The sequence below is a fragment of the Streptomyces sp. WP-1 genome (assembly GCF_030450125.1).
GTDB lineage: Bacteria > Actinomycetota > Actinomycetes > Streptomycetales > Streptomycetaceae > Streptomyces > Streptomyces incarnatus.
On sequence record NZ_CP123923.1, the window covers coordinates 6465898 to 6488953 of the forward strand.

General features: G+C 71.1%; 22 protein-coding genes. 21 read left to right on the forward strand and 1 reads right to left on the reverse strand.

Features of this window, described 5'->3' with window-relative positions; genetic code table 11:
* The first annotated feature begins 73 nt into the window (after positions 1-73).
* The 9 genes from mltG (at position 74) to nusB (ending at position 8999) form a co-directional block, all read left to right on the forward strand.
* On the forward strand, positions 74-1792 hold the full coding sequence (gene mltG, locus QHG49_RS28715; RefSeq protein WP_301491750.1) for an endolytic transglycosylase MltG: 1719 nt from the start codon (positions 74-76) through the stop codon (positions 1790-1792).
* A complete protein-coding gene (locus QHG49_RS28720; protein WP_159699678.1) occupies positions 1773-2612 on the forward strand; it encodes a shikimate dehydrogenase in 840 nt (279 codons plus the stop codon). Before mltG ends, QHG49_RS28720 begins: the two co-directional genes overlap by 20 nt.
* 188 nt (positions 2613-2800) lie before the next feature.
* Positions 2801-3985, forward strand: coding sequence for a chorismate synthase (aroC, locus tag QHG49_RS28725; RefSeq protein ID WP_159699675.1), 1185 nt, complete (start codon positions 2801-2803; stop codon positions 3983-3985).
* Positions 3982-4497, forward strand: coding sequence for a shikimate kinase (locus QHG49_RS28730; protein WP_301491751.1), 516 nt, complete (start codon positions 3982-3984; stop codon positions 4495-4497). Before aroC ends, QHG49_RS28730 begins: the two co-directional genes overlap by 4 nt.
* On the forward strand, positions 4494-5585 hold the full coding sequence (aroB, locus tag QHG49_RS28735) for a 3-dehydroquinate synthase (RefSeq protein WP_301491752.1): 1092 nt from the start codon (positions 4494-4496) through the stop codon (positions 5583-5585). The genes QHG49_RS28730 and aroB overlap by 4 nt, the downstream gene beginning before the upstream one ends.
* Before the next feature lie 168 nt (positions 5586-5753).
* Positions 5754-6671 (forward strand): Pro-rich N-terminal domain-containing protein, encoded by a 918-nt coding sequence (locus QHG49_RS28740; RefSeq protein WP_301491753.1) that lies wholly within the window; start codon positions 5754-5756, stop codon positions 6669-6671.
* A gap of 179 nt (positions 6672-6850) precedes the next feature.
* On the forward strand, positions 6851-7957 hold the full coding sequence (locus QHG49_RS28745) for an aminopeptidase P family protein (RefSeq protein ID WP_159699663.1): 1107 nt from the start codon (positions 6851-6853) through the stop codon (positions 7955-7957).
* Between the two features lie 44 nt (positions 7958-8001).
* Positions 8002-8568, forward strand: a complete 567-nt coding sequence (gene efp / locus QHG49_RS28750; RefSeq protein ID WP_085562553.1) for an elongation factor P — start codon at positions 8002-8004, stop codon at positions 8566-8568.
* 2 nt (positions 8569-8570) lie between these two features.
* Positions 8571-8999 (forward strand): transcription antitermination factor NusB, encoded by a 429-nt coding sequence (gene nusB / locus QHG49_RS28755; protein ID WP_037651022.1) that lies wholly within the window; start codon positions 8571-8573, stop codon positions 8997-8999.
* Positions 9000-9228: 229 nt separating this feature from the next.
* Here the strand turns inward: nusB and bldD are convergent, their stop codons facing one another.
* Positions 9229-9732 (reverse strand): transcriptional regulator BldD, encoded by a 504-nt coding sequence (gene bldD / locus QHG49_RS28760; RefSeq protein WP_020938842.1) that lies wholly within the window; start codon positions 9730-9732, stop codon positions 9229-9231.
* Between the two features lie 254 nt (positions 9733-9986).
* Here bldD and pyrR point away from each other — a divergent pair, with 254 nt between their 5' ends.
* The 12 genes from pyrR (at position 9987) to coaBC (ending at position 22875) form a co-directional block, all read left to right on the forward strand.
* Entirely contained in the window at positions 9987-10559 is a 573-nt protein-coding gene (gene pyrR / locus QHG49_RS28765; protein ID WP_145484025.1) for a bifunctional pyr operon transcriptional regulator/uracil phosphoribosyltransferase PyrR, read from the forward strand.
* 89 nt (positions 10560-10648) lie between these two features.
* Complete coding sequence (locus QHG49_RS28770) at positions 10649-11626, forward strand: aspartate carbamoyltransferase catalytic subunit (protein WP_301491755.1); 978 nt, start codon at positions 10649-10651, stop codon at positions 11624-11626.
* 4 nt (positions 11627-11630) lie between these two features.
* Positions 11631-12917 (forward strand): dihydroorotase, encoded by a 1287-nt coding sequence (locus QHG49_RS28775; RefSeq protein ID WP_301491756.1) that lies wholly within the window; start codon positions 11631-11633, stop codon positions 12915-12917.
* The gene (locus QHG49_RS28780) at positions 12914-13474 is read left to right on the forward strand and encodes a hypothetical protein (protein ID WP_159699657.1); all 561 of its coding nucleotides are present in this window, start codon (positions 12914-12916) and stop codon (positions 13472-13474) included. The genes QHG49_RS28775 and QHG49_RS28780 overlap by 4 nt, the downstream gene beginning before the upstream one ends.
* Complete coding sequence (gene carA, locus QHG49_RS28785) at positions 13471-14613, forward strand: glutamine-hydrolyzing carbamoyl-phosphate synthase small subunit (protein ID WP_145484032.1); 1143 nt, start codon at positions 13471-13473, stop codon at positions 14611-14613. The genes QHG49_RS28780 and carA overlap by 4 nt, the downstream gene beginning before the upstream one ends.
* Complete coding sequence (gene carB / locus QHG49_RS28790; RefSeq protein WP_145484034.1) at positions 14606-17914, forward strand: carbamoyl-phosphate synthase large subunit; 3309 nt, start codon at positions 14606-14608, stop codon at positions 17912-17914. Before carA ends, carB begins: the two co-directional genes overlap by 8 nt.
* Before the next feature lie 88 nt (positions 17915-18002).
* Positions 18003-19109, forward strand: a complete 1107-nt coding sequence (locus tag QHG49_RS28795; protein ID WP_301492951.1) for a quinone-dependent dihydroorotate dehydrogenase — start codon at positions 18003-18005, stop codon at positions 19107-19109.
* Positions 19106-19951: an orotidine-5'-phosphate decarboxylase gene (gene pyrF / locus QHG49_RS28800; protein ID WP_301491757.1), complete on the forward strand. Its 846-nt coding sequence runs from the start codon at positions 19106-19108 to the stop codon at positions 19949-19951. Before QHG49_RS28795 ends, pyrF begins: the two co-directional genes overlap by 4 nt.
* Before the next feature lie 269 nt (positions 19952-20220).
* A complete protein-coding gene (locus QHG49_RS28805; RefSeq protein WP_037651003.1) occupies positions 20221-20544 on the forward strand; it encodes an integration host factor in 324 nt (107 codons plus the stop codon).
* A gap of 61 nt (positions 20545-20605) precedes the next feature.
* Positions 20606-21199 carry a guanylate kinase gene (gmk, locus tag QHG49_RS28810; protein WP_111587006.1) on the forward strand — a complete coding sequence of 198 codons (594 nt, stop codon included), beginning with the start codon at positions 20606-20608 and terminating at the stop codon, positions 21197-21199.
* A 53-nt stretch (positions 21200-21252) separates the two neighbouring features.
* On the forward strand, positions 21253-21525 hold the full coding sequence (gene rpoZ / locus QHG49_RS28815) for a DNA-directed RNA polymerase subunit omega (RefSeq protein ID WP_005319902.1): 273 nt from the start codon (positions 21253-21255) through the stop codon (positions 21523-21525).
* 147 nt (positions 21526-21672) lie between these two features.
* Positions 21673-22875, forward strand: coding sequence for a bifunctional phosphopantothenoylcysteine decarboxylase/phosphopantothenate--cysteine ligase CoaBC (gene coaBC / locus QHG49_RS28820; protein ID WP_301492952.1), 1203 nt, complete (start codon positions 21673-21675; stop codon positions 22873-22875).
* Positions 22876-23056: the final 181 nt, after the last annotated feature.

The following is a 23056-nucleotide window of genomic DNA, read 5'->3' on the forward strand; positions in this document are numbered from 1 at the left end:
CGCACAGCAAGAGGCGGAGCGGAAGCCGGCCCCGGAGCCGGGTGACCGTCGGCCTCGCGGCTCTAGGGGATCGATGACTGAGTATGGCCGGGGCCCAGGCTCCGAACCGTGGCATCCGCAGGACCCGTTGTACGGGGACGGCGGATGGGAAGGGCAGCAGGCGTACGCCGGGCAACAGGCTGCCTACGGCGGCCTCTCGCAGCAGCAGTACCCGCAGCAGCCGCAGCAGCAGTACGGCGGCGAGTGGAGCCAGGGCATCCAGCACGGGTACGACGGTCAGCAGTACCCGTACTACGGCGACCAGGGCCATCCCCAGTACGACCCCCAGTACCAGGGCCAGTATCCGCAGCACCCGCAGCAGCCGGGCCATCCGCAGCAGCCCGGCCATCACCAGGGCGGCTGGGACGCGACCGGCACCCACGGCCAGGTGCCCTACGCGGCCGACCCGGGTGACCCTTACGGGCAGCAGCCCGTGGCGTACGGCGCCGAGCAGCCCGACCTCTACGGCACCGAGGACGCCTACCCCCCGCCGGAGCCCCCCGGCCGCAGACGCCCCGAGGCCGAACCCGCTCCGGAGGCGCCCGCCGACGAGGAAGAGGAGCACGCCTTCTTCGCGGGCGGCGGCGACGATGACGAGGACGCCGAGGAGCACGAGCTGGCCGGCCGCCGGGAGCGGCGCGGCGGCAAAGGCAGAAAACCCGTCAAGAGCAAGAAACGCCGCACCGGCTGCGCCTGCATGGTCGTCGTCCTGGTCTTCGGCGGCGGCCTCGGCGGAGTCGGCTACTTCGGCTACAAGTTCTACCAAAATCGTTTCGCCCCGGCCCCGGACTACGCGGGCGACGGCACCGGCGAGACGGTGACCGTCGAGATCCCCAAGGGCGCCGGCGGCTGGGACATCGGGCGGCGGCTGAAAGAAGCCGGTGTCGTCAAGAGCGCCGAAGCGTTCGTACACGCCCAGGGCACGACATCGGGCGGCGACTCGATCCAGGCCGGTGCCTATCTCCTGAAAAAGGAGATGTCCGCCGCGAGCGCGGTGCGGATGATGCTCGACCCGAAGAGCCAGAACAATGTGATGGTGCGGCCGGGCGAGCGCAATGTGTCCGTCTACCAGGACATCGACAAGAAGCTCGAAATCTCCGCCGGAAGTACTCAGAAGGTCGCACAGAAGGAATACCGGGACCTCGGTATGCCGACCTGGGTGCGCAGCAGCCCGGAGATGAAGGACCCGCTGGAGGGCTTCCTCTTCCCGGGCACGTACCCGGCCGCCAAGGGTATGAAGCCGGACGCGATCCTCAAGCAGATGGTGGCCCAGGCCAAGGAGCGGTACGCCGCCTACGGGCTGGACGCGAAGGCCAAGTCCCTTGGTCTGCATGACGGGTTCGAGCTGGTCACGGTCGCGAGCCTGGTCCAGGCCGAGGGCAAGACGCACGAGGACTTCCGCAAGATGGCCGAGGTGGTCTACAACCGTCTGAAGCCCACCAACACCGAGACGAACCAGCTCCTCCAGTTCGACTCGACGTACAACTACGCCAAGGGCACCAGCAACATCCATATCTCCGAGAAGGAGATCAACAGCAACCAGAGCCCGTACAACACGTACACCCACAAGGGCCTGCCGCCCGGTCCGATCGGAAACCCCGGCGAGGACGCGCTCAAGGCGGCGCTGAATCCGACCCACGACGGCTGGATCTATTTCGTGGCGACCGACGGTACGACCAATACCGAATTCGCCCGCACCTACGAAGAATTCAAACAGCTCAAGGACAAGTTCAATGCCAGCTCGGGCAACTGACGCCCGCCGGGCCGCCGTGCTCGGAAAGCCCATCGCCCACTCGCTCTCCCCGGTGCTGCACCGGGCCGCCTACGCCGAACTCGGGCTCACCGGCTGGTCGTACGACCGGTTCGAGGCCGACGAGGCGGAGCTGCCCGGCTTCTTCGAGAAGCTCGGGCCCGAGTGGGCGGGGCTGTCGCTGACCATGCCGCTGAAGCGGGCGGTCATCCCGCTGCTGGACGAGATCAGCGAGACGGCCGCCTCGGTGGACGCGGTCAACACCGTGGTGTTCGGCGCGGACGGCCGCACGCGCGGGGACAACACGGATGTCCCGGGCATGGTGGCCGCGCTGCGCGAACACGGCATCGAGGAGGTCGAGTCCGCCGCGATCCTCGGCGCCGGAGCCACCGCCTCCTCCGCGCTCGCCGCCCTGTCCCGGGTCTGCACCGGCGAGGTCGTCGCCTATGTGCGCAGCGAGCCCCGCGCCGCCGAGATGCGCCAGTGGGGCCGCCGCCTCGACGTGGACGTCCGTACGGCCGACTGGTCGGACGCGGCCGAGGCGCTGCGCGCCCCGCTGGTGATCGCCACCACCCCGGCCGGCACCACCGACGCTCTCGCCGCCGCCGTGCCCGAGCGCCCCGCCACCCTCTTCGACGTGCTCTACGAGCCCTGGCCCACCGAGCTGGCGGCCCGCTGGTCCATGTACGGCGGCGCGGTGGTCGGCGGCCTCGACCTGCTGGTCCACCAGGCCGTCCTCCAGGTCGAGCAGATGACCGGACGCGCCCCGGCCCCGCTGGAGGCCATGCGCAGGGCCGGGGAACAGGCGCTCGCCGCCCGCTGACCGGCCCCCGTCCGGCCCGCCGAGCCGCCCGTACGTCGTCCGCTTGCTGGACCGGACACCGGAGCCCCGCCGCGGACGTGGGAGGATCGGACATGGCGGACCGGGGTCGCGCATCCGGTCCCTCCGTCGGCGCCCGCTGAAAGACGCGGGGGCCGGGCAGTACCGGGCGTGAACACTGAGGAGCACCGTTGAGCAGGCTGCGTTGGCTGACCGCGGGGGAGTCCCACGGTCCCGCACTTGTGGCGACGCTGGAGGGCCTTCCCGCCGGCGTACCGATCACCACGGAGATGGTGGCCGACCACCTCGCGCGGCGGCGGCTCGGCTATGGCCGCGGTGCGCGGATGAAGTTCGAGCGTGACGAGGTCACCTTCCTGGGTGGTGTCCGGCACGGACTGACCCTCGGCTCCCCGGTCGCGATCATGGTGGGCAACACCGAGTGGCCGAAGTGGGAGCAGGTCATGTCGGCCGACCCGGTCGACGCCGAGATCCTCGACGGGCTCGCCCGCAACGCCCCGCTGACCCGCCCGCGGCCCGGTCACGCGGACCTCGCGGGCATGCAGAAGTACGACTTCGAGGAGGCCCGCCCGATCCTGGAGCGCGCCTCCGCCCGGGAGACGGCCGCCCGGGTGGCGCTGGGCGCGGTGGCCCGGTCGTACCTGAAGGAGACGGCCGGGATCGAGATCGTCTCCCATGTGGTCGAGCTGTGCTCGGTGAAGGCCCCGGCCGGGGTGTACCCGACGCCCGCCGATGTGGAGAAGCTGGACGCGGACCCGCTGCGCTGCCTGGACGCGGAGGCGTCGAAGGCGATGGTCGAGGAGGTCGACCAGGCCCACAAGGACGGCGACACCCTCGGCGGTGTGGTCGAGGTGCTGGCGTACGGCGTGCCGGTCGGTCTGGGCTCGCACGTGCACTGGGACCGCAAGCTGGACGCGCGGCTCGCCGGCGCCCTGATGGGCATCCAGGCGATCAAGGGCGTGGAGATCGGCGACGGCTTCGAGCTGGCCCGGGTGCCGGGCTCCGAGGCGCACGACGAGATCGTGGGCACCCCGGAGGGCATCCGGCGCGTCTCCGGCCGCGCGGGCGGCACCGAGGGCGGTCTGTCCACGGGTGAGCTGCTGCGGGTGCGGGCCGCGATGAAGCCGATCGCGACCGTGCCGCGCGCGCTGCGGACCGTGGACGTGACCACCGGCGAGGCCGCGCAGGCCCACCACCAGCGCTCCGACGTCTCCGCGGTGCCCGCGGCGGGCATCGTCGCCGAGGCCATGGTCGCGCTGGTCCTCGCGGACGCGGTCGCGGAGAAGTTCGGCGGCGACTCGGTGGGCGAGACCCGCCGCAACGTCCGCTCGTACCTCGACCACCTGCGGATCCGATGAGCGGGCCGCGTCTCGTCCTCGTCGGCCCGATGGGCGTCGGCAAGTCCACCGTGGGCCGGCTGCTGGCCGAGCGGCTGGACACCGGCTTCCGGGACACCGACGACGACATCGTGGCCGCCGAGGGCCGGGCGATCTCCGAGATCTTCGTGGACGAGGGCGAGGAGCGCTTCCGGGCGCTGGAGAAGGCGGCCGTGGCCACCGCGCTCGCCGAGCACGAGGGCGTCCTCGCGCTCGGCGGCGGCGCGATCCTCGACGCGGACACCCGGGCGCTGCTCGCCCGGCACCGGGTGGTCTACCTCTCCATGGACGTGGAGGAGGCGGTCCGCCGCACCGGTCTGAACGTGGCCCGCCCGCTGCTCGCGGTCAACCCGCGCAAGCAGTGGCGCGAGCTGATGGAGGCCCGGCGCCATCTGTACGAGGAGGTCGCCACCGCCGTCGTCACCACCGATGGGCGCACCCCCGACGAGGTCACCCGAGCAGCGCTGGACGCACTGGAGTTGAAGAAGGCATGAGCGAGGCAGTCACCCGGATCCAGGTCGCGGGCACCGCGGGCACCGACCCGTACGAGGTGCTGGTCGGCCGCCAGCTCCTGGGCGAACTGGCCGGGTTGATCGGCCCCAAGGCCAAGCGCGTGGCCGTGATCCACCCGGAGGCGCTGGCCGAGACCGGGGACGCGCTCCGCGCCGACCTGGCCGGCCAGGGCTACGAGGCGGTCGCCATCCAGGTGCCCAACGCCGAGGAGGCCAAGACCGCCGAGGTCGCCGCCTACTGCTGGAAGGCGCTCGGCCAGTCCCACTTCACCCGCACCGACGTCATCGTCGGCGTGGGCGGCGGCGCGACCACCGACCTCGCCGGGTTCGTGGCCGCGACCTGGCTGCGCGGGGTGCGCTGGATCGCCGTACCGACCACCGTGCTCGCCATGGTGGACGCGGCCGTCGGCGGCAAGACCGGCATCAACACCGCCGAGGGCAAGAACCTGGTCGGTGCCTTCCACCCGCCGGCCGGTGTGCTGTGCGACCTGGCCGCGCTGGAGTCCCTGCCGGTCAACGACTACGTCTCCGGGCTCGCCGAGATCATCAAGGCCGGTTTCATCGCCGACCCGGTGATCCTCGACCTGATCGAGTCCGACACCGAGGCCGCGCGCAGCCCCCAGGGCCCGCACACGGCCGAGCTGATCGAGCGCTCGATCCGGGTGAAGGCCGAGGTCGTCTCCTCGGACCTGAAGGAGTCCGGCCGCCGCGAGATCCTCAACTACGGCCACACACTCGGGCACGCCATCGAGAAGAACGAGCGCTACCAGTGGCGGCACGGCGCCGCGGTCGCGGTCGGCATGCACTTCGCCGCCGAACTCGGCCGTCTCGCGGGCCGGCTGGACGACGCGACCGCCGACCGGCACCGCGCGATCCTGGAAGCCGTCGGCCTCCCGCTGCACTACCGCTACGACCAGTGGCCCAAGCTGGTCGAGAACATGAAGGTCGACAAGAAGTCCCGCGGCGACCTGCTGCGCTTCATCGTCCTCGACGGACTGGCCAAGCCGACCGTCCTGGAGGGCCCCGACCCGGCCGTCCTGCTGGCCGCCTACGGGGAAGTCGGCGAGTAGCTCCGCGTTCTCGCAGGTTGCGCCAACTTTTACGGCGCACCGGGCACTTCGGATCGCCCCCGGCCGTTTCACCGAACGACGGCCGGGGACGGTACCGTTCGCAAAGGAGCGGGGCCCACCCCCGCCGCCTGCACCCCCAACTGCCTGTACGAGACGGAGTGGCAACGGATGCAGCACGCAGTGGGAGCTCCGCTGCCACCGCCCCACCAGCCGGGGCACCGGCCGCACACCGGCTGGCCGTCGGCCGCCCCGCCCCCGGGCGAACCCCCCGCGCAGGGCCCCGCCGCCCCGCCCCCGGCCTTCCCGCCGCCCTCGCCACGGGTCCCTCCGGCCCAGCAGCCGCCCCCGGTCCCGCCCGCACCCTCGGGACACCCGCACCCGTACGCGCCGCAGCCCCCGGCTCCCGCCCGGTCCCAGGGGCCCGTGCCCCAGGCCCCCGAGGGCACCGGTCATGTGCACCTGCCCCCGGGCGCCCCCTTCGGCGTGCCCACCCCGGCGCCGACCGCCACCGCGGTGCCCGATCCGACGACCACCACACTGGCCGTCCTGCTGATCGGACCGGCGGGCGCGGGCAAGACCAGCGTGGCGAAGTACTGGGCGGACCACCGGCGCGTGCCCACGGCCCACATCAGCCTGGACGACGTCCGCGAGTGGGTCCGCTCGGGCTTCGCCGACCCCCGGTCCGGGTGGAACGACCACTCCGAGGCCCAGTACCGCCTGGCCCGCCGCACCTGCGGCTTCGCCGCGCGCAACTTCCTGGCCAACGGCATCTCCTGCATCCTGGACGACGCGGTCTTCCCGGACCGCCCGGTCGTCGGCCTCGGCGGCTGGAAGCGCCATGTCGGCCCCGGCCTGCTCCCGGTCGTCCTGCTGCCCGGCCTGGACATCGTCCTGGAACGCAACGCCGAACGCTCCGGCAACCGCCGCCTCACCGACGAGGAGGTCGCCCGCATCCACGGCCGCATGGCCGGCTGGTACGGCTCGGGCCTCCCCATCATCGACAACTCCCAACTGGACGTCCCGGGCACGGCGCGGGTCCTGGACGAGGTCCTGGCGAGGGCGATAGCCAGCCCACCGAACTGGTAGATCAGCGGGACCTGGTCCGGCCTGAGGGGCGCGAGGCCATGTCGATGCGCGGCTCCGCCGCGCGGGCGCGATCAGCCACGGCGAACCCGCACCCGGCGTCGCGGCAGAACCCACCCCCACCATCCCCACTCGGCCCCCATAAATCGGCACAAACGACATAAAACTCCTACGCTCATCTCATGTCAGAGGTGTACGCGAACCGCCGATCCCGCCTCCGGGACCACTTCAACGCGGCCGGCACCGCGGCAGCGCTCGTCACCCGCCCCGCCAACGTGCGCTATCTCGCGGCCGCCGCCCCGCACGGCGCCGTGCTGCTCCTCGGCAGCAGCGAGGATCTCCTGGTGTGCGCGGTCCCGCCCGACGACCGCCCCTTCGAGGGCCGCCCGGACGAGGCCCTGCGGGTGCGGGTCCTGCCCGAACGGGGCGGCGACACCGCCGTGACCGCCGCCGACCTCGCCCGGAGCCAGGGCGCGGACTCCCTCGCCGTCGAGGAACACCATCTGACGGTCGCCCGGCACCGGGCCATCGCCGCCGTCGCCCCGGCCCTGCGCCTCGCCGACGTCGGCTGCGCCGTGGAGCAGCTCAGGGTCGTCAAGGACGAGGAGGAGATCTCCTGCCTGCGGATCGGCGCCGAGATCGCCGACCAGGCCCTCGGCGAGCTGCTGGAGTCGATCCTCGTCGGCCGCACCGAACGGCACCTCGCCCTGGAGCTGGAGCGCCGTCTGGTCGACCACGGCGCCGACGGACCGGCCTTCCCCACCTCCGTCGCCACCGGCCCGAACTCCGGCCGGCGCGGCCACCGGCCCACCGACCGGCGGGTGGAGGAGGGCGATTTCCTCTCCGTGTGCCTCGGCGCGACCTATCGCGGCTACCGCTGCGAGATCGGCCGTACGTTCGTCATCGGCACCTCCCCGGCGGACTGGCAGATCCAGCTCTACGACCTGGTCTTCTCCGCCCAGCGCGCCGGACGCGAGGCCCTCATGCCCGGGGCCGCCTACCGTGATGTGGACCGCGCGGCACGCCATGTGCTGGACTCCGCAGGCTACGCGGAGGCCCTTCCGGCGCTCACCGGGCACGGTGTCGGACTCGAAATCGACGAGGACCCGCAGCTCGCCCCCGCGGCCATGGGTAAACTGGACGCTTGCGTGCCGGTCACCGTCGAACCGGGGGTCCACCTCCCGGGCCGGGGCGGTGTCCGGATCGATGACACGCTCGTCGTGCGCCCCGAGGCGGACGGCGGACCCGAGCTACTCACCATCACGACCAAGGAGCTGCTCGCGCTGTAGCGCGTGACCCGGGGTCGTACGTCAGTCCAGGAGATTCCGCAACCGTGGCTTCCACGAACGACCTCAAGAACGGCCTGGTGCTCAAGCTCGAAGGCGGCCAGCTCTGGTCCGTCGTCGAGTTCCAGCACGTCAAGCCCGGCAAGGGCCCGGCCTTCGTGCGCACCAAGCTCAAGAACGTGCTCTCCGGCAAGGTCGTCGACAAGACCTTCAACGCCGGTGTCAAGGTCGAGACCGCCACTGTCGACAAGCGCGACATGCAGTTCTCGTACATGGACGGCGACTACTTCGTCTTCATGGACATGGAGACCTACGACCAGCTGATGGTCGACCGCAAGGCCGTCGGCGACGCCGCCAACTTCCTCATCGAGGGCTTCACCGCCACGGTGGCCCAGCACGAGGGCGAGGTGCTCTTCGTGGAGCTGCCCGCCGCCGTCGAGCTGGTCATCCAGGAGACCGAGCCGGGCGTCCAGGGCGACCGCTCCACCGGTGGCACCAAGCCCGCCATCCTGGAGACCGGTCACCAGATCCAGGTCCCGCTCTTCATCACCACCGGTGAGAAGATCAAGGTCGACACCCGTACGAGCGACTACCTCGGCCGGGTGAACAGCTAACCGTGGCTGCCCGCAACACGGCCCGCAAGCGTGCCTTCCAGATCCTCTTCGAGGGCGACCAGCGCGGCGCCGACGTCCTGACGGTCCTCGCCGACTGGGTCCGGCTGTCCCGGTCCGACACCCGGCAGCCTCCGGTCAGCGAGTACACGATGCAGCTGGTCGAGGGGTACGCCGAGCACGCCCGGCGCATCGACGAGCTGATCGCCCAGTACGCGGTCGGATGGACGCTCGACCGGATGCCGGTCGTGGACCGCAACATCCTGCGGCTGGGCGCGTACGAGCTGATCTGGGTGGACGAGACCCCGGACGCCGTCGTGCTGGACGAGATGGTGCAGCTGGCGAAGGAGTTCTCGACCGATGAGTCGCCCTCGTTCGTCAACGGTCTGCTGGGGCGCTTCAAGGAGCTGAAGCCTTCGCTCCGCCGGGCCTGACCGGAAAGACCGCCTGGAGGGGCGCCGGGAGACTGTCGTGAGGCGGCTGCGGGTGATCCGCGGCCGATCGCGCGGTTCCCCGCGCCCCTTGGCCATGTCCACGGTCGCCGGCATCGAGAAGCCGGCCTGAACAGTTGTATGAAAACACCACCGGGGTGGCCGGAACCATCTGGTTCCGGCCACCCCGGTGACACGTTTCTGCTTGTTTGTCCGCTAAAGACCCGGGCCGTCACGCATCTTCGTGCGTGGCCACCGCGCGGCGGGCGTCCGCGTCCAGGACGCCCCAGCTGATCAGCTGCTCGGTGAGGACCGAGGGGGACTGGTCGTAGATGACGGCGAGTGTGCGCAGGTCGTCCTGGCGGATCGAGAGCACCTTGCCGTTGTAGTCGCCGCGCTGGGACTGGATCGTCGCCGCGTAGCGCTGGAGGGGGCCCGCCTTCTCGGCCGGCACCGTGGCCAGCCGCTCCAGGTCGAGGACCAGCTTCGGCGGCGGCTCGGCGGCGCCGCCGGGCGTGGTGCCCGGCAGAAGCTCCTGCACCGGGACGCCATAGAAATCGGCCAGCTCGGCAAGGCGCTGCACGGTCACGGCACGGTCGCCGCGCTCGTACGAACCCACCACCACGGCCTTCCAGCGACCCTGGGACTTCTCCTCGACACCGTGGAGGGAAAGGCCCTGCTGGGTGCGGATGGCCCGGAGCTTGGCCCCGAGCTGTTTGGCGTATTCGCTGGACATATAGCTCCCCGGACACTGTGTCGACGCGGCCGGCTGTCTTCCCGCCGCGCGTTTTGGTAACTCACTGTGAGGTTACGCAGCGTGATTCTTCTGCGTCAAGCCGAATGGGCCACCCCGACGCTTCCGTGGTAGTGATGCCGCGTTGGGCCAAGGGGGTGAATCGAAGCGGTCCGCGCGACCTGCTACCGTAGATGGCGCAATTCCGACGTCCTTTAAGGTCCGTCCCGTGAGGCGGAGAAGGAGGTCCGTTTTCTATGGACACGCACGCCCATCTGTCGGCAACCGATGCCCGGCCCGTTCTCGAGGGCCCCGACATCGCGCGGGTACTGACCCGCATCGCCCACGAGATCGTCGAACGCGCCAAGGGCGCCGACGACGTGGTGCTCCTCGGCATTCCCACCCGGGGCGTCTTCCTCGCCCAGCGGCTGGCCGCCAAGCTGGAGCAGATCACCGACCGCGCCATCCCGGTCGGCTCCCTCGACATCACGATGTACCGCGACGACCTGCGCATGCACCCGCCGCGTGCGCTGGCCCGCACCGAGATCCCCGGTGACGGCCTCGACGGCAAGCTGGTCGTCCTCGTGGACGACGTGCTCTTCTCCGGCCGCACCATCCGCGCCGCCCTCGACGCCCTGAACGACCTCGGGCGCCCGCGCGCGGTCCAGCTCGCGGTCCTGGTCGACCGCGGCCACCGGGAACTGCCGATCCGCGCCGACTACGTCGGCAAGAACCTCCCCACGTCGCTGCGGGAGACGGTCAAGGTCCAGCTCGCCGAGGAGGACGGTCGCGACACCGTGCTGCTCGGTGTGAAGCCGGCCGACCAGTAGCAGGTCAGGCGCACCAGGGTCGCTTCAGCGTACCCGCCCGTGCCCTGATTTGCCCCAATCCTCCCGAACTGCCTTACGGAGCCTGACAGATGCAGCGTCATCTCATCTCGGCCGCCGACCTCTCCCGCGACGACGCCGTCCTGATCCTCGACACCGCCGAGGAGATGGCCCGGGTCGCCGACCGGCCGATCAAGAAACTGCCGACCCTGCGCGGCCGTACCGTCGTGAACCTCTTCTTCGAGGACTCCACGCGCACCCGGATCTCCTTCGAGGCCGCCGAGAAGCGCCTGTCCGCGGATGTCATCAACTTCTCCGCCAAGGGATCGAGCGTCTCCAAGGGCGAGTCCCTGAAGGACACCGCGCAGACCCTGGAGGCGATGGGCGTCGACGCCGTCGTCATCCGGCACGGCGCCTCCGGCGCGCCCTACCGCCTCGCCACCTCCGGCTGGATCGACGCCGCCGTGATCAACGCGGGCGACGGCACCCACCAGCACCCCACCCAGGCCCTCCTGGACGCCTTCACCATGCGCCGCCGCCTGGTCGGCCGGGACGCCGGCCTCGGCCAGGACCTGGCCGGCAAGCGCGTCACCCTCGTCGGCGACGTCCTGCACAGCCGGGTCGCCCGCTCCAACGTGGACCTGCTGCACACCCTCGGCGCGGAGGTCACCCTGGTCGCTCCGCCCACCCTGATCCCGGTCGGCGTCGAGTCCTGGCCCTGCGAGGTGTCGTACGACCTCGACAGCACGCTGCCCAAGTGCGACGCGGTGATGATGCTGCGCGTGCAGCGGGAGCGGATGAACGCGGCCTTCTTCCCGACCGAGCGGGAGTACTCCCGCCGCTACGGCCTCGACGGCGACCGCATGGCCAAGCTGCCCGAGCACGCCATCGTGATGCACCCCGGCCCGATGGTGCGCGGCATGGAGATCACCGCCGAGGTCGCCGACTCCGACCGCTGCACCGTCGTGGAGCAGGTCGCCAACGGCGTGTCCATCCGGATGGCCGTCCTGTACCTGCTGCTCGGCGGCAACGAGCCCGCCGTCGCCCCCCTTCGCGCTGAGGAGAAGTAAGAACATGAGCAAGATCCTGATCCGCGGTGCGAAGGTGCTCGGCGGCGAGCAGCGGGACGTGCTGGTCGACGGCGAGACCATCGCCGAGGTCGGCAGCGGACTGTCCGCCGAGGGCGCCGAGGTGATCGAGGCCGAGGGCAAGGTGCTGCTGCCGGGCCTGGTCGACCTGCACACCCATCTGCGCGAGCCCGGCCGCGAGGACTCCGAGACCGTCCTCACCGGCACCCGCGCGGCCGCGAGCGGCGGCTACACCGCCGTGTTCGCCATGGCCAACACCTTCCCCGTCGCCGACACCGCAGGCGTCGTCGAGCAGGTCTGGCGGCTCGGCCGGGAGCACGGCTACTGCGACGTGCAGCCCATCGGTGCCGTCACCGTCGGCCTGGAGGGCAGGAAGCTCGCCGAGCTCGGCGCCATGCACGAGTCCGCCGCCGGGGTCACCGTCTTCTCCGACGACGGCAAGTGCGTGGACGACGCGGTGATCATGCGCCGCGCCCTGGAGTACGTGAAGGCGTTCGGCGGCGTCGTCGCCCAGCACGCCCAGGAGCCCCGGCTGACCGAGGGCGCCCAGATGAACGAGGGCGTCGTCTCCGCCGAACTCGGCCTCGGCGGCTGGCCCGCCGTCGCCGAGGAGTCGATCATCGCCCGCGACGTCCTGCTCGCCGAGCACGTCGGCTCCCGCGTCCACATCTGCCACCTGTCGACCGCCGGCTCCGTCGAGATCGTCCGCTGGGCCAAGTCCCGCGGCATCCAGGTCACCGCCGAGGTCACCCCGCACCACCTGCTGCTCACCGACGAGCTGGTGCGCACCTACGACCCCGTCTACAAGGTCAACCCGCCGCTGCGCACCGAGCGCGACGTCAGGGCGCTGCGCGAGGCCCTCGCGGACGGCGCGATCGACATCGTCGCCACCGACCACGCCCCGCACCCGCACGAGGACAAGGACTGCGAGTGGGCCGCCGCCGCCATGGGCATGGTGGGCCTGGAGACCGCGCTGTCGGTGGTGCAGGAGACCATGGTCGACACGGGCCTGCTGGACTGGGCCGGCGTCGCCGACCGGATGTCCGCCAGGCCCGCGCAGATCGGACAGGCCACCGGACACGGCCGTCCCGTCTCGGCCGGTGAGCCTGCCAACCTCACCCTGGTCGACACGGCATACCGTGGCCAGGTGGACCCCGCGGGCTTCGCCTCGCGCAGCCGCAACACCCCCTACCAGGGGCGCGAGCTGCCGGGCCGTGTGACGCACACGTGGCTGCGGGGCAAGGCCACGCTCGTCGACGGGAAGCTCACGTGACACCTGTAATCCTCCTGGCCGAGGCAGAGAAGTCGGCCCCGGTCACCGACTGGCCGGCGCGCATCGGCTGGCTCGTCGGACTCCTGCTCTTCATCGCGCTCGTCTACTGGCTGATGCGCGAGGGCTGGAAATGGCGCGCCACGCTCCAGAGCGACATCCCGGAGCTGCCCACCGCGCCCGAGGACACCGGCCCGGTGAAACTGACCATGAACGGCCGCTACCACGGCTCCACCACCGCCGGGCAGTGGCTGGACCGCATCGTGGCCCACGGCCTGGGCACCCGGAGCCTGGCCGAGCTCACCCTCACCGACGCGGGCCTGGAGGTCGAACGCCCCGGCGCGAACGACTTCTTCATCCCCGCCGCCGCCCTGCGCGAGGCCCGGCTCGACAAGGGCATCGCCGGCAAGGTCCTCACCGAGGGCGGACTGCTGGTGGTGACCTGGGCGCACGGCGACAAACTGATCGACTCCGGCTTCCGCTCCGACCACGCGGCCGAGCACCCCGCATGGGTCGACACGCTCAACCACATGATCCACGACACGGAAGGCGCACGATGACGACCTCCACCAGGGGAGCCGCGAAGACTCCCGCCGTACTCGTCCTGGAGGACGGCCGCACCTTCCGCGGCCGCGCCTACGGGGCCGTGGGGGAGACCTTCGGCGAGGCCGTGTTCTCCACCGGTATGACCGGCTACCAGGAGACCCTGACCGACCCGTCGTACGACCGCCAGATCGTCGTCGCCACCGCCCCGCAGATCGGCAACACGGGCTGGAACGACGAGGACGACGAGTCGGGCCGCATCTGGGTCTCCGGCTACGTGGTCCGCGACCCCGCGCGCGTGCCGTCCAACTGGCGGGCCAAGCGCTCCCTGGACGACGAGCTGGAGCGCCAGGGCGTCGTCGGCATCTCCGGCATCGACACCCGCGCCCTCACCCGCCATCTGCGCGAGCGCGGCTCCATGCGCGCCGGCATCTTCTCCGGCGAGGCGCTCGCCGCCGACTCCGAACTCCTCGCCCGGGTGCAGGCCCAGCCGCACATGAAGGGCGCGAGCCTCTACGAGGAGGTCGCCACCAAGGAGGCGTACGTCGTCCCCGCGGTCGGCGAGAAGAGGTTCACCGTCGCCGCGATCGACCTCGGCATCAAGGGCATGACCCCGCACCGGATGGCCGAGCGCGGCATCGAGGTGCACGTGCTGCCCGCCACCGCCACCGCCGACGAGATCTACGCCGTCGACCCCGACGGCGTGTTCTTCTCCAACGGCCCCGGCGACCCCGCCACCGCGGACGGCCCGGTCGCCCTGATGACCGCCGTCCTGGAGCGCCGCACGCCGCTGTTCGGCATCTGCTTCGGCAACCAGATCCTCGGCCGCGCCCTCGGCTTCGGCACCTACAAGCTGAAGTACGGCCACCGGGGCATCAACCAGCCGGTCCAGGACCGTACGACCGGCAAGGTCGAGGTCACCGCGCACAACCACGGCTTCGCCGTCGACGCGCCCCTCGACCAGGTCAGCGACACCAAGTTCGGCCGCGCCGAGGTCTCGCACGTCTGTCTGAACGACGACGTCGTGGAGGGGCTCCAGCTGCTCGACCAGCCCGCCTTCTCCGTCCAGTACCACCCCGAAGCGGCGGCCGGCCCGCACGACGCCGCCTACCTGTTCGACCGCTTCGTTTCCCTGATGGAGGGCCAGCGTGCCTAAGCGCACCGATATCCAGTCCGTCCTGGTCATCGGCTCCGGCCCGATCGTCATCGGCCAGGCCGCCGAGTTCGACTACTCCGGCACCCAGGCGTGCCGCGTGCTCAAGGCCGAGGGCCTGCGTGTCATCCTCGTCAACTCCAACCCGGCGACGATCATGACCGACCCGGAGATCGCCGACGCCACGTACGTCGAGCCGATCACCCCGGAGTTCGTCGAGAAGATCATCGCCAAGGAGCGCCCCGACGCCCTGCTGCCCACCCTGGGCGGCCAGACGGCCCTGAACACCGCCATCTCGCTGCACGAGAACGGCGTTCTGGCCAAGTACGGCGTCGAGCTGATCGGCGCCAAGCCCGAGGCCATCCACAAGGGCGAGGACCGCGACCTCTTCAAGGGCGTCGTGGAGGAGGTCCGCCGCAAGACCGGGCACGGCGAGTCCGCCCGCTCGGTGATCTGCCACTCCATGGACGACGTCCTCAAGGGCGTCGAGACGCTCGGCGGCTACCCGGTCGTCGTGCGCCCCTCCTTCACCATGGGCGGCGCCGGCTCCGGCTTCGCGCACGACGAGGAGGAGCTGCGCCGCATCGCCGGCCAGGGCCTCACCCTCTCGCCGACCACCGAGGTGCTCCTGGAGGAGTCCATCCTCGGCTGGAAGGAGTACGAGCTGGAGCTGATGCGCGACAAGAACGACAACGTCGTGGTCGTCTGCTCCATCGAGAACTTCGACCCCATGGGCGTGCACACCGGTGACTCCATCACCGTCGCGCCCGCGATGACGCTCACCGACCGCGAGTACCAGACCCTGCGCGACATCGGCATCGCCGTGATCCGCGAGGTCGGCGTCGACACCGGCGGCTGCAACATCCAGTTCGCGGTCGACCCCGCGGACGGCCGCGTGATCGTCATCGAGATGAACCCGCGCGTGTCGCGGTCCTCGGCCCTCGCCTCCAAGGCGACCGGCTTCCCGATCGCGAAGATCGCCGCCAAGCTGGCCGTCGGCTACACCCTGGACGAGATCCCGAACGACATCACCCAGGAGACTCCGGCCTCCTTCGAGCCCACGCTCGACTACGTGGTCGTCAAGGCGCCCCGGTTCGCGTTCGAGAAGTTCCCGCAGGCCGACTCCACGCTGACCACCACCATGAAGTCGGTCGGCGAGGCCATGGCCATCGGCCGCAACTTCCCCGAGGCCTTCCAGAAGGCGCTGCGCTCGCTGGAGAAGAAGGGCAGCCAGTTCACCTTCACCGGCGACCCCGGCGACAAGGAGGCGCTGCTGCGCGAGGCGGTGCGGCCCACCGACGGCCGGATCAACACCGTCATGCAGGCCATCCGCGCGGGCGCCACTCCGGAGGAGGTCTTCGACTACACGAAGATCGACCCCTGGTTCGTGGACCAGCTCTTCCTCATCAAGGAGATCGCGGACGAACTGGCCGAGGCCGCCGAACTCACCGGCGAACTGCTCGGCGAGGCCAAGCGGCACGGCTTCTCCGACCAGCAGATCGCCGAGATCCGCGGCCTGCGCGAGGACGTCGTCCGCGAGGTCCGGCACGCGCTCGGCATCCGCCCGGTCTACAAGACGGTCGACACCTGCGCCGCCGAGTTCGCCGCCCGCACGCCGTACTTCTACTCCGCCTACGACGAGGAGTCGGAGGTCGCCCCGCGCGAGAAGCCGGCCGTCATCATCCTCGGCTCCGGCCCCAACCGCATCGGCCAGGGCATCGAGTTCGACTACTCCTGCGTCCACGCCTCCTTCGCGCTGTCCGACGCCGGGTACGAGACCGTGATGGTCAACTGCAACCCGGAGACCGTCTCCACCGACTACGACACCTCCGACCGGCTCTACTTCGAGCCGCTCACCCTGGAGGACGTCCTGGAGATCGTGCACGCCGAGCAGCAGGCGGGCCCGGTCGCCGGTGTGATCGTCCAGCTCGGCGGCCAGACCCCGCTCGGCCTCTCGCAGGCCCTCAAGGACAACGGCGTGCCGGTCGTCGGCACCTCCCCGGAGGCCATCCACGCCGCCGAGGACCGCGGCGCCTTCGGCCGCGTCCTCGCCGAGGCCGGCCTGCCCGCCCCCAAGCACGGCACCGCCACCACCTTCGCGGGCGCCAAGGCCATCGCCGACGAGATCGGCTACCCGGTCCTGGTCCGGCCCTCGTACGTGCTCGGCGGACGCGGCATGGAGATCGTCTACGACGAGACCCGCCTGGCCGCCTACATCGCCGAGTCCACCGAGATCAGCCCGTCCCGGCCGGTCCTCGTCGACCGCTTCCTGGACGACGCCATCGAGATCGACGTCGACGCGCTCTACGACGGCGAGGAGCTGTACCTCGGCGGCGTCATGGAGCACATCGAGGAGGCCGGCATCCACTCCGGCGACTCGGCGTGCGCCCTGCCCCCGATCACCCTCGGCGGCTTCGACATCAAGCGGCTGCGCGCCTCCACCGAGGCCATCGCCAAGGGTGTCGGCGTGCGCGGTCTGATCAACATCCAGTTCGCGATGGCCGGCGACATCCTCTACGTCCTGGAGGCCAACCCGCGCGCCTCCCGCACGGTCCCCTTCACCTCGAAGGCGACCGCGGTGCCGCTCGCCAAGGCCGCCGCCCGCATCTCGCTGGGCGCGACCGTCGCCGAGCTGCGCGCCGAGGGCCTGCTGCCGAAGCACGGCGACGGCGGCGAACTGCCGCTGGACGCGCCGATCTCCGTCAAGGAGGCCGTGATGCCCTGGTCGCGCTTCCGCGACATCCAGGGCCGCGGCGTGGACACCGTCCTCGGCCCGGAGATGCGCTCCACCGGCGAGGTCATGGGCATCGACTCCGTCTTCGGCACCGCCTACGCCAAGTCGCAGGCGGGCGCCTACGGCCCGCTGCCCACCAAGGGCCGCGCGTTCATCTCGGTCGCCAACCGCGACAAGCGCTCGATGATCTTCCCGGCCCGCGAGCTGGTCGCCCACGGCTTCGAGCTGATGGCCACCTCCGGCACCGCCGAGGTCCTCAAGCGCAACGGCATCAACGCCACCGTGGTGCGCAAGCAGTCCGAGGGCACCGGCCCGAACGGCGAGAAGACCATCGTGCAGCTGATCCACGACGGCGAGGTCGACCTCATCGTCAACACGCCGTACGGCACCGGCGGCCGCCTCGACGGCTACGACATCCGTACGGCCGCCGTCGCTCGCTCCGTGCCGTGCCTGACGACCGTCCAGGCGCTCGCCGCGGCCGTCCAGGGCATCGACGCCCTCAACCACGGCGACGTGGGCGTCCGCTCGCTCCAGGAACACGCACGGCATCTGACCGCCGCCCGCGACTAGCAGCCCCGAGGGGGACACCGGAAACGGTGTCCCCCTCTTCATGAGGACCCCCTCGGTGCTCATGAGGACCCCAGAGGACTTCCCCACGATGTACAAGCTGTTCTTCCGTCTGGTCTTCACACGGATGGACCCCGAGAAGGCCCACCACCTCGCCTTCCGCTGGATCCGGCTCGCCGTGCGCGTCCCCGTGCTGCGCACCTTCGTCGCGGCCGCCCTCGCGCCCCGCCACAAGGAGCTGCGCACCGAGGCGCTCGGGCTGCGGATGCACGGCCCGTTCGGGCTCGCGGCCGGTTTCGACAAGAACGCCGTCGCCGTCGACGGCATGTCGATGCTGGGCTTCGACCATGTCGAGATCGGCACGGTCACCGGCGAGCCGCAGCCCGGCAACCCCAAAAAGCGCCTGTTCCGCCTCGTCGCGGACCGCGCGCTGATCAACCGCATGGGCTTCAACAACGACGGCTCGCTGGCCGTGGCGGCCCGCCTGGCCACCCGTGAGCCCGTCTTCAGGACCGTCGTCGGCGTCAACATCGGCAAGACCAAGGTCGTCCCCGAGGCGGAGGCCGTCGCCGACTACGTGAAGTCCGCCGAGCGCCTCGCGCCGTACGCCGACTACCTGGTCGTCAACGTCTCCTCGCCGAACACGCCCGGCCTGCGCGACCTCCAGGCCGTCGGCCACCTGCGGCCGCTGCTGACCGCCGTCCGCGAGGCCGCCGACCGGGTGGTCGCGCACCGCCGCGTGCCGCTCCTGGTGAAGATCGCCCCGGACCTCGCCGACGAGGACGTGGACGCCGTCGCCGACCTGGCCGTGGAACTGGGCCTGGACGGCATCATCGCCACCAACACCACCATCGCCCGCGACGGCCTCGGCCTGGCGTCGCCCGCCGCGCTGACCGGGGAGACCGGCGGCCTGTCCGGCGCGCCCCTCAAGGCACGCTCCCTGGAGGTCCTGCGCCGCCTGTACGCGCGCGTGGGCGACCGGATCACCCTGGTGGGCGTCGGCGGCATCGAGACCGCCGAGGACGCCTGGCAGCGCATCCTGGCCGGCGCCACGCTGGTCCAGGGCTACAGCGCCTTCATCTACGAGGGCCCCTTCTGGTGCCGCGCGATCCACAAGGGCCTCGCGGCCCGCCTGCGCACCAGCCCGTACGCCACCCTCGCCGACGCGGTCGGCGCCGACGTGAGGAAGTCCGCATGACGTCGCTGGAGCCCTTCGGCGCCCGGCTGCGCCGCGCCATGGACGAGCGCGGCCCGCTGTGCGTCGGCATCGACCCGCACGCCTCCCTGCTCGCCGAGTGGGGCCTCGCCGACGACATCGCGGGCCTGGAGCGGTTCAGCCGCACCGTGGTGGAGGCCATGGCCGACCGGGTGGCCGTCCTGAAGCCGCAGAGCGCGTTCTTCGAGCGGTTCGGCTCGCGCGGCGTCGCCGTCCTGGAGACGTCGGTCCAGGAGGCGCGCGAGGCCGGCGCCCTGGTCGTGATGGACGCCAAGCGCGGCGACATCGGCTCGACCATGGCCGCCTACGCCGAGGCGTTCCTGCACCGGGACGCCCCGCTGTTCTCCGACGCGCTGACCGTCTCGCCGTACCTCGGCTACGGCTCGCTGCGCCCCGCCGTGGAGCTGGCCAGGGAGAACGGCGCCGGGCTGTTCGTGCTGGCGCTGACCTCCAACCCGGAGGGCGGCGAGGTGCAGCACGCGGTGCGCGCCGACGGCCGGGGCGTGGGCGCGACCATGCTGGCCCACCTGGCGGCCGAGAACGCGGGAGCGGAGCCGCTGGGCTCCTTCGGCGCGGTCGTCGGCGCCACGCTGGGCGATCTGTCCGCGTACGACCTGGACATCAACGGCCCGCTCCTCGCGCCCGGCATCGGCGCCCAGGGCGCGACCCCGGCGGACCTCCCGGGGGTCTTCGGGGCGGCCGTACGCAATGTGGTGCCGAACGTCAGCCGGGGCGTGCTGCGGCACGGACCCGACGTCGGGGCGCTGCGGGCGGCGGCCGAACGCTTCGCGGAGGAGATCAGGACGGCCGTCGCCGGAGGCTGACACCCGCCCCGAGGCGCTCGGTTGAGCGGACCGGCGCCGACTTGAGGGTGAATACATCCTCAAAACAAGGGCAGTATGTCTGAAATGTCCGGCCTGGCGGAGGCTGACCAGGACTTTTCCGCTGTTCTCGCTGACTCTGGCGGACTTGGCCGCTAGTCTCCGAGCGAGGGTGAACGGGCAAGCGTGTTGCTCGTGGCTCCCCAGGTGTGGGGCGACTAGGTTCCTCACCGGTCCGTATCCGACAGTTCGACATCCGAGGTGACGTAGGCGTGGCTCTTCCGCCCCTTACCCCTGAACAGCGCGCAGCCGCGCTCGAAAAGGCCGCCGCGGCTCGCCGGGAGCGGGCCGAGGTCAAGAATCGACTCAAGCACTCCGGCGCCTCCCTGCACGAGGTGATCAAGCAGGGCCAGGAGAACGACGTCATCGGCAAGATGAAGGTCTCCGCGCTGCTCGAGTCCATGCCGGGCGTGGGCAAGGTCCGCGCCAAGCAGATCATGGAGCGTCTGGGCATCTCCGAGAGCCGCCGTGTGCGGGGTCTCGGTTCCAACCAGATCGCCTCCCTGGAGCGCGAGTTCGGCAGCACCGGCGCCTGAGTCCGGCCCCGCACCGGACCGGGAGTCCCGGGCACCCCGGGATTGCTGGAATAATCGCTGCATGGCTGCAACATTCCGGGGGACGACCCCCGAGCCCCCGGACGTACGTCCGCGGCTGACCGTGCTCTCCGGCCCCTCCGGGGTCGGCAAGAGCACGGTCGTCGCCCATATGCGCAAGGAACACCCCGAGGTCTGGCTCTCGGTGTCGGCGACGACCCGTAAGCCGCGCCCCGGTGAACAGCACGGAGTCCACTACTTCTTCGTCACCGACGACGAGATGGACAAGCTGATCGCCAACGGCGAGCTGCTGGAGTGGGCCGAATTCGCCGGCAACCGGTACGGCACGCCCCGCGCCGCCGTCCTGGAGCGGCTGGAGAAGGGCGAGCCCGTCCTGCTGGAGATCGACCTCCAGGGTGCCCGCCAGGTCCGTGAGTCGATGTCCGACGCACGGCTGGTGTTCCTGGCCCCGCCCTCCTGGGAGGAGCTGGTGCGCAGGCTGACCGGCCGGGGCACCGAGTCGCCCGAGGTCATCGAGCGCCGCCTGGAGGCGGCCAGGACCGAACTGGCGGCCGAGCCGGAGTTCGACGAGACCCTGGTCAACACCTCCGTCGAGGACGTGGCCCGTGAGCTGCTAGCCTTGATGGACGTTGTGTAATCGTGACGCTGATCACGATCATTGATTCTTTTCCATCCATCGGAAGGTAGAGCGTGTCCTCTTCCATCACCGCGCCCGAGGGCATCATCAACCCGCCGATCGACGAGCTCCTCGAGGCAACCGACTCGAAGTACAGCCTCGTGATCTACGCGGCCAAGCGTGCTCGCCAGATCAACGCGTACTACTCGCAGCTCGGCGAGGGCCTCCTCGAGTACGTGGGTCCGCTCGTCGACACCCACGTCCACGAGAAGCCGCTCTCGATCGCTCTGCGCGAGATCAACGCCGGTCTGCTGACCTCCGAGGCCATCGAGGGCCCCGCGCAGTAGTACTCCGGGGGTTCGCCCAGCAGTTCGAGGGCTCGCCCGGTAGTACGTTCAGACCGCAGGTGGTTTTATCCACAGGCCCGGCAGCCATGCTGCCGGGCCTGTGGTGTGTCATGGGTGTTGCAGGTTTTTCCGGACCGAGGAGACATGGTGGACAAGCCGAGGGTGGTACTGGGGGTCAGCGGTGGCATCGCCGCCTACAAGGCCTGTGAGCTGCTGAGAAGGTTCACCGAATCCGGCCACGACGTGCGCGTGGTGCCGACCGCGTCCGCGCTGCACTTCGTCGGCGCCGCCACCTTCTCCGCCCTGTCCGGCAACCCCGTCGCCACCGACGTCTGGGACTCCGTGCACGAGGTCCCGCACGTCCGCATCGGCCAGCACGCCGACCTCGTCGTCGTCGCCCCCGCCACCGCCGACATGCTCGCCAAGGCCGCTCACGGCCTCGCCGACGACCTGCTCACCAACACCCTCCTGACGGCCCGCTGCCCCGTGGTCTTCGCCCCGGCCATGCACACCGAGATGTGGGAGCACCCGGCCACCCAGGAGAACGTGGCCACGCTGCGCCGCCGCGGCGCCGTCGTCGTCGAACCCGCCGTCGGCCGCCTCACCGGGGTCGACACCGGCAAGGGCCGGCTGCCCGACCCGGGCGAGATCTTCGAGGTCTGCCGCCGCGTCCTCGCCCGCGGCGTCCAGGAGCCCGACCTGCGCGGCCGCCATGTGGTGGTCTCCGCGGGCGGCACCCGCGAGCCCCTGGACCCGGTGCGCTTCCTCGGCAACCGCTCCTCCGGCAAGCAGGGCTACGCCCTCGCCCGCACCGCCGCCGCCCGTGGCGCCCGGGTGACGCTGATCGCGGCCAACACCCACCTGCCCGACCCCGCGGGCGTGGACGTCGTCCGGGTCGGCACCGCCGTACAACTGCGCGAGGCCGTGCTGAAGGCCGCAGCCGACGCCGACGCCGTCGTCATGGCCGCGGCCGTCGCCGACTTCCGCCCCGCCGCCTACGCCACGGGCAAGATCAAGAAGAAGGACGACAAGGAGCCCGAGCCCATCGTCCTGGTCCGCAACCCGGACATCCTCGCCGAGGTCTCCGCCGAACGGGCCAGGGCCGGACAGGTGATCGTGGGCTTCGCCGCCGAGACCGACGACGTCCTCGCCAACGGCCGCGCCAAGCTCGCCCGCAAGGGCTGCGACCTGCTCGTCGTCAACGAGGTGGGGGAGCGCAAGACCTTCGGCTCCGAGGAGAACGAAGCCGTCGTACTGGGCGCCGACGGCAGCGAGAACCCCGTGCCGCACGGGCCCAAGGAGGCCCTCGCCGACATCGTCTGGGACCTCGTCGTGGACCGCCTCGACTGACCCCGGCGCGGCCGGCCGGGCGAATCCGAAGACGGATTCAGGCCATGCTCAAGTCGGGGACCGTTACCCTGGCCAAGGTCGTCGGGCATTGTGCACAATGCCCGTGCCGCAGGTCACAGCGCTCCCGAGAGGCGAGACAGTGGCCCATCGGCCGACCACGACCGATAAACTGTTGAACGTC

Excerpts from the sequence above, each read along its gene's own strand:
- mltG (WP_301491750.1), top strand. The coding sequence starts at position 74 with ATGACTGAGTATGGCCGGGGCCCAGGCTCCGAACCGTGGCATCCGCAG.
- QHG49_RS28720 (WP_159699678.1), top strand. The coding sequence starts at position 1,773 with ATGCCAGCTCGGGCAACTGACGCCCGCCGGGCCGCCGTGCTCGGAAAG.
- QHG49_RS28730 (WP_301491751.1), top strand. The coding sequence starts at position 3,982 with ATGAGCGGGCCGCGTCTCGTCCTCGTCGGCCCGATGGGCGTCGGCAAG.
- aroB (WP_301491752.1), top strand. The coding sequence starts at position 4,494 with ATGAGCGAGGCAGTCACCCGGATCCAGGTCGCGGGCACCGCGGGCACC.
- QHG49_RS28740 (WP_301491753.1), top strand. The coding sequence starts at position 5,754 with ATGCAGCACGCAGTGGGAGCTCCGCTGCCACCGCCCCACCAGCCGGGG.
- QHG49_RS28745 (WP_159699663.1), top strand. The coding sequence starts at position 6,851 with ATGTCAGAGGTGTACGCGAACCGCCGATCCCGCCTCCGGGACCACTTC.
- bldD (WP_020938842.1), bottom strand. The coding sequence starts at position 9,732 with ATGTCCAGCGAATACGCCAAACAGCTCGGGGCCAAGCTCCGGGCCATC.
- pyrR (WP_145484025.1), top strand. The coding sequence starts at position 9,987 with ATGGACACGCACGCCCATCTGTCGGCAACCGATGCCCGGCCCGTTCTC.
- QHG49_RS28770 (WP_301491755.1), top strand. The coding sequence starts at position 10,649 with ATGCAGCGTCATCTCATCTCGGCCGCCGACCTCTCCCGCGACGACGCC.
- QHG49_RS28775 (WP_301491756.1), top strand. The coding sequence starts at position 11,631 with ATGAGCAAGATCCTGATCCGCGGTGCGAAGGTGCTCGGCGGCGAGCAG.
- carA (WP_145484032.1), top strand. The coding sequence starts at position 13,471 with ATGACGACCTCCACCAGGGGAGCCGCGAAGACTCCCGCCGTACTCGTC.
- QHG49_RS28795 (WP_301492951.1), top strand. The coding sequence starts at position 18,003 with ATGTACAAGCTGTTCTTCCGTCTGGTCTTCACACGGATGGACCCCGAG.
- pyrF (WP_301491757.1), top strand. The coding sequence starts at position 19,106 with ATGACGTCGCTGGAGCCCTTCGGCGCCCGGCTGCGCCGCGCCATGGAC.
- gmk (WP_111587006.1), top strand. The coding sequence starts at position 20,606 with ATGGCTGCAACATTCCGGGGGACGACCCCCGAGCCCCCGGACGTACGT.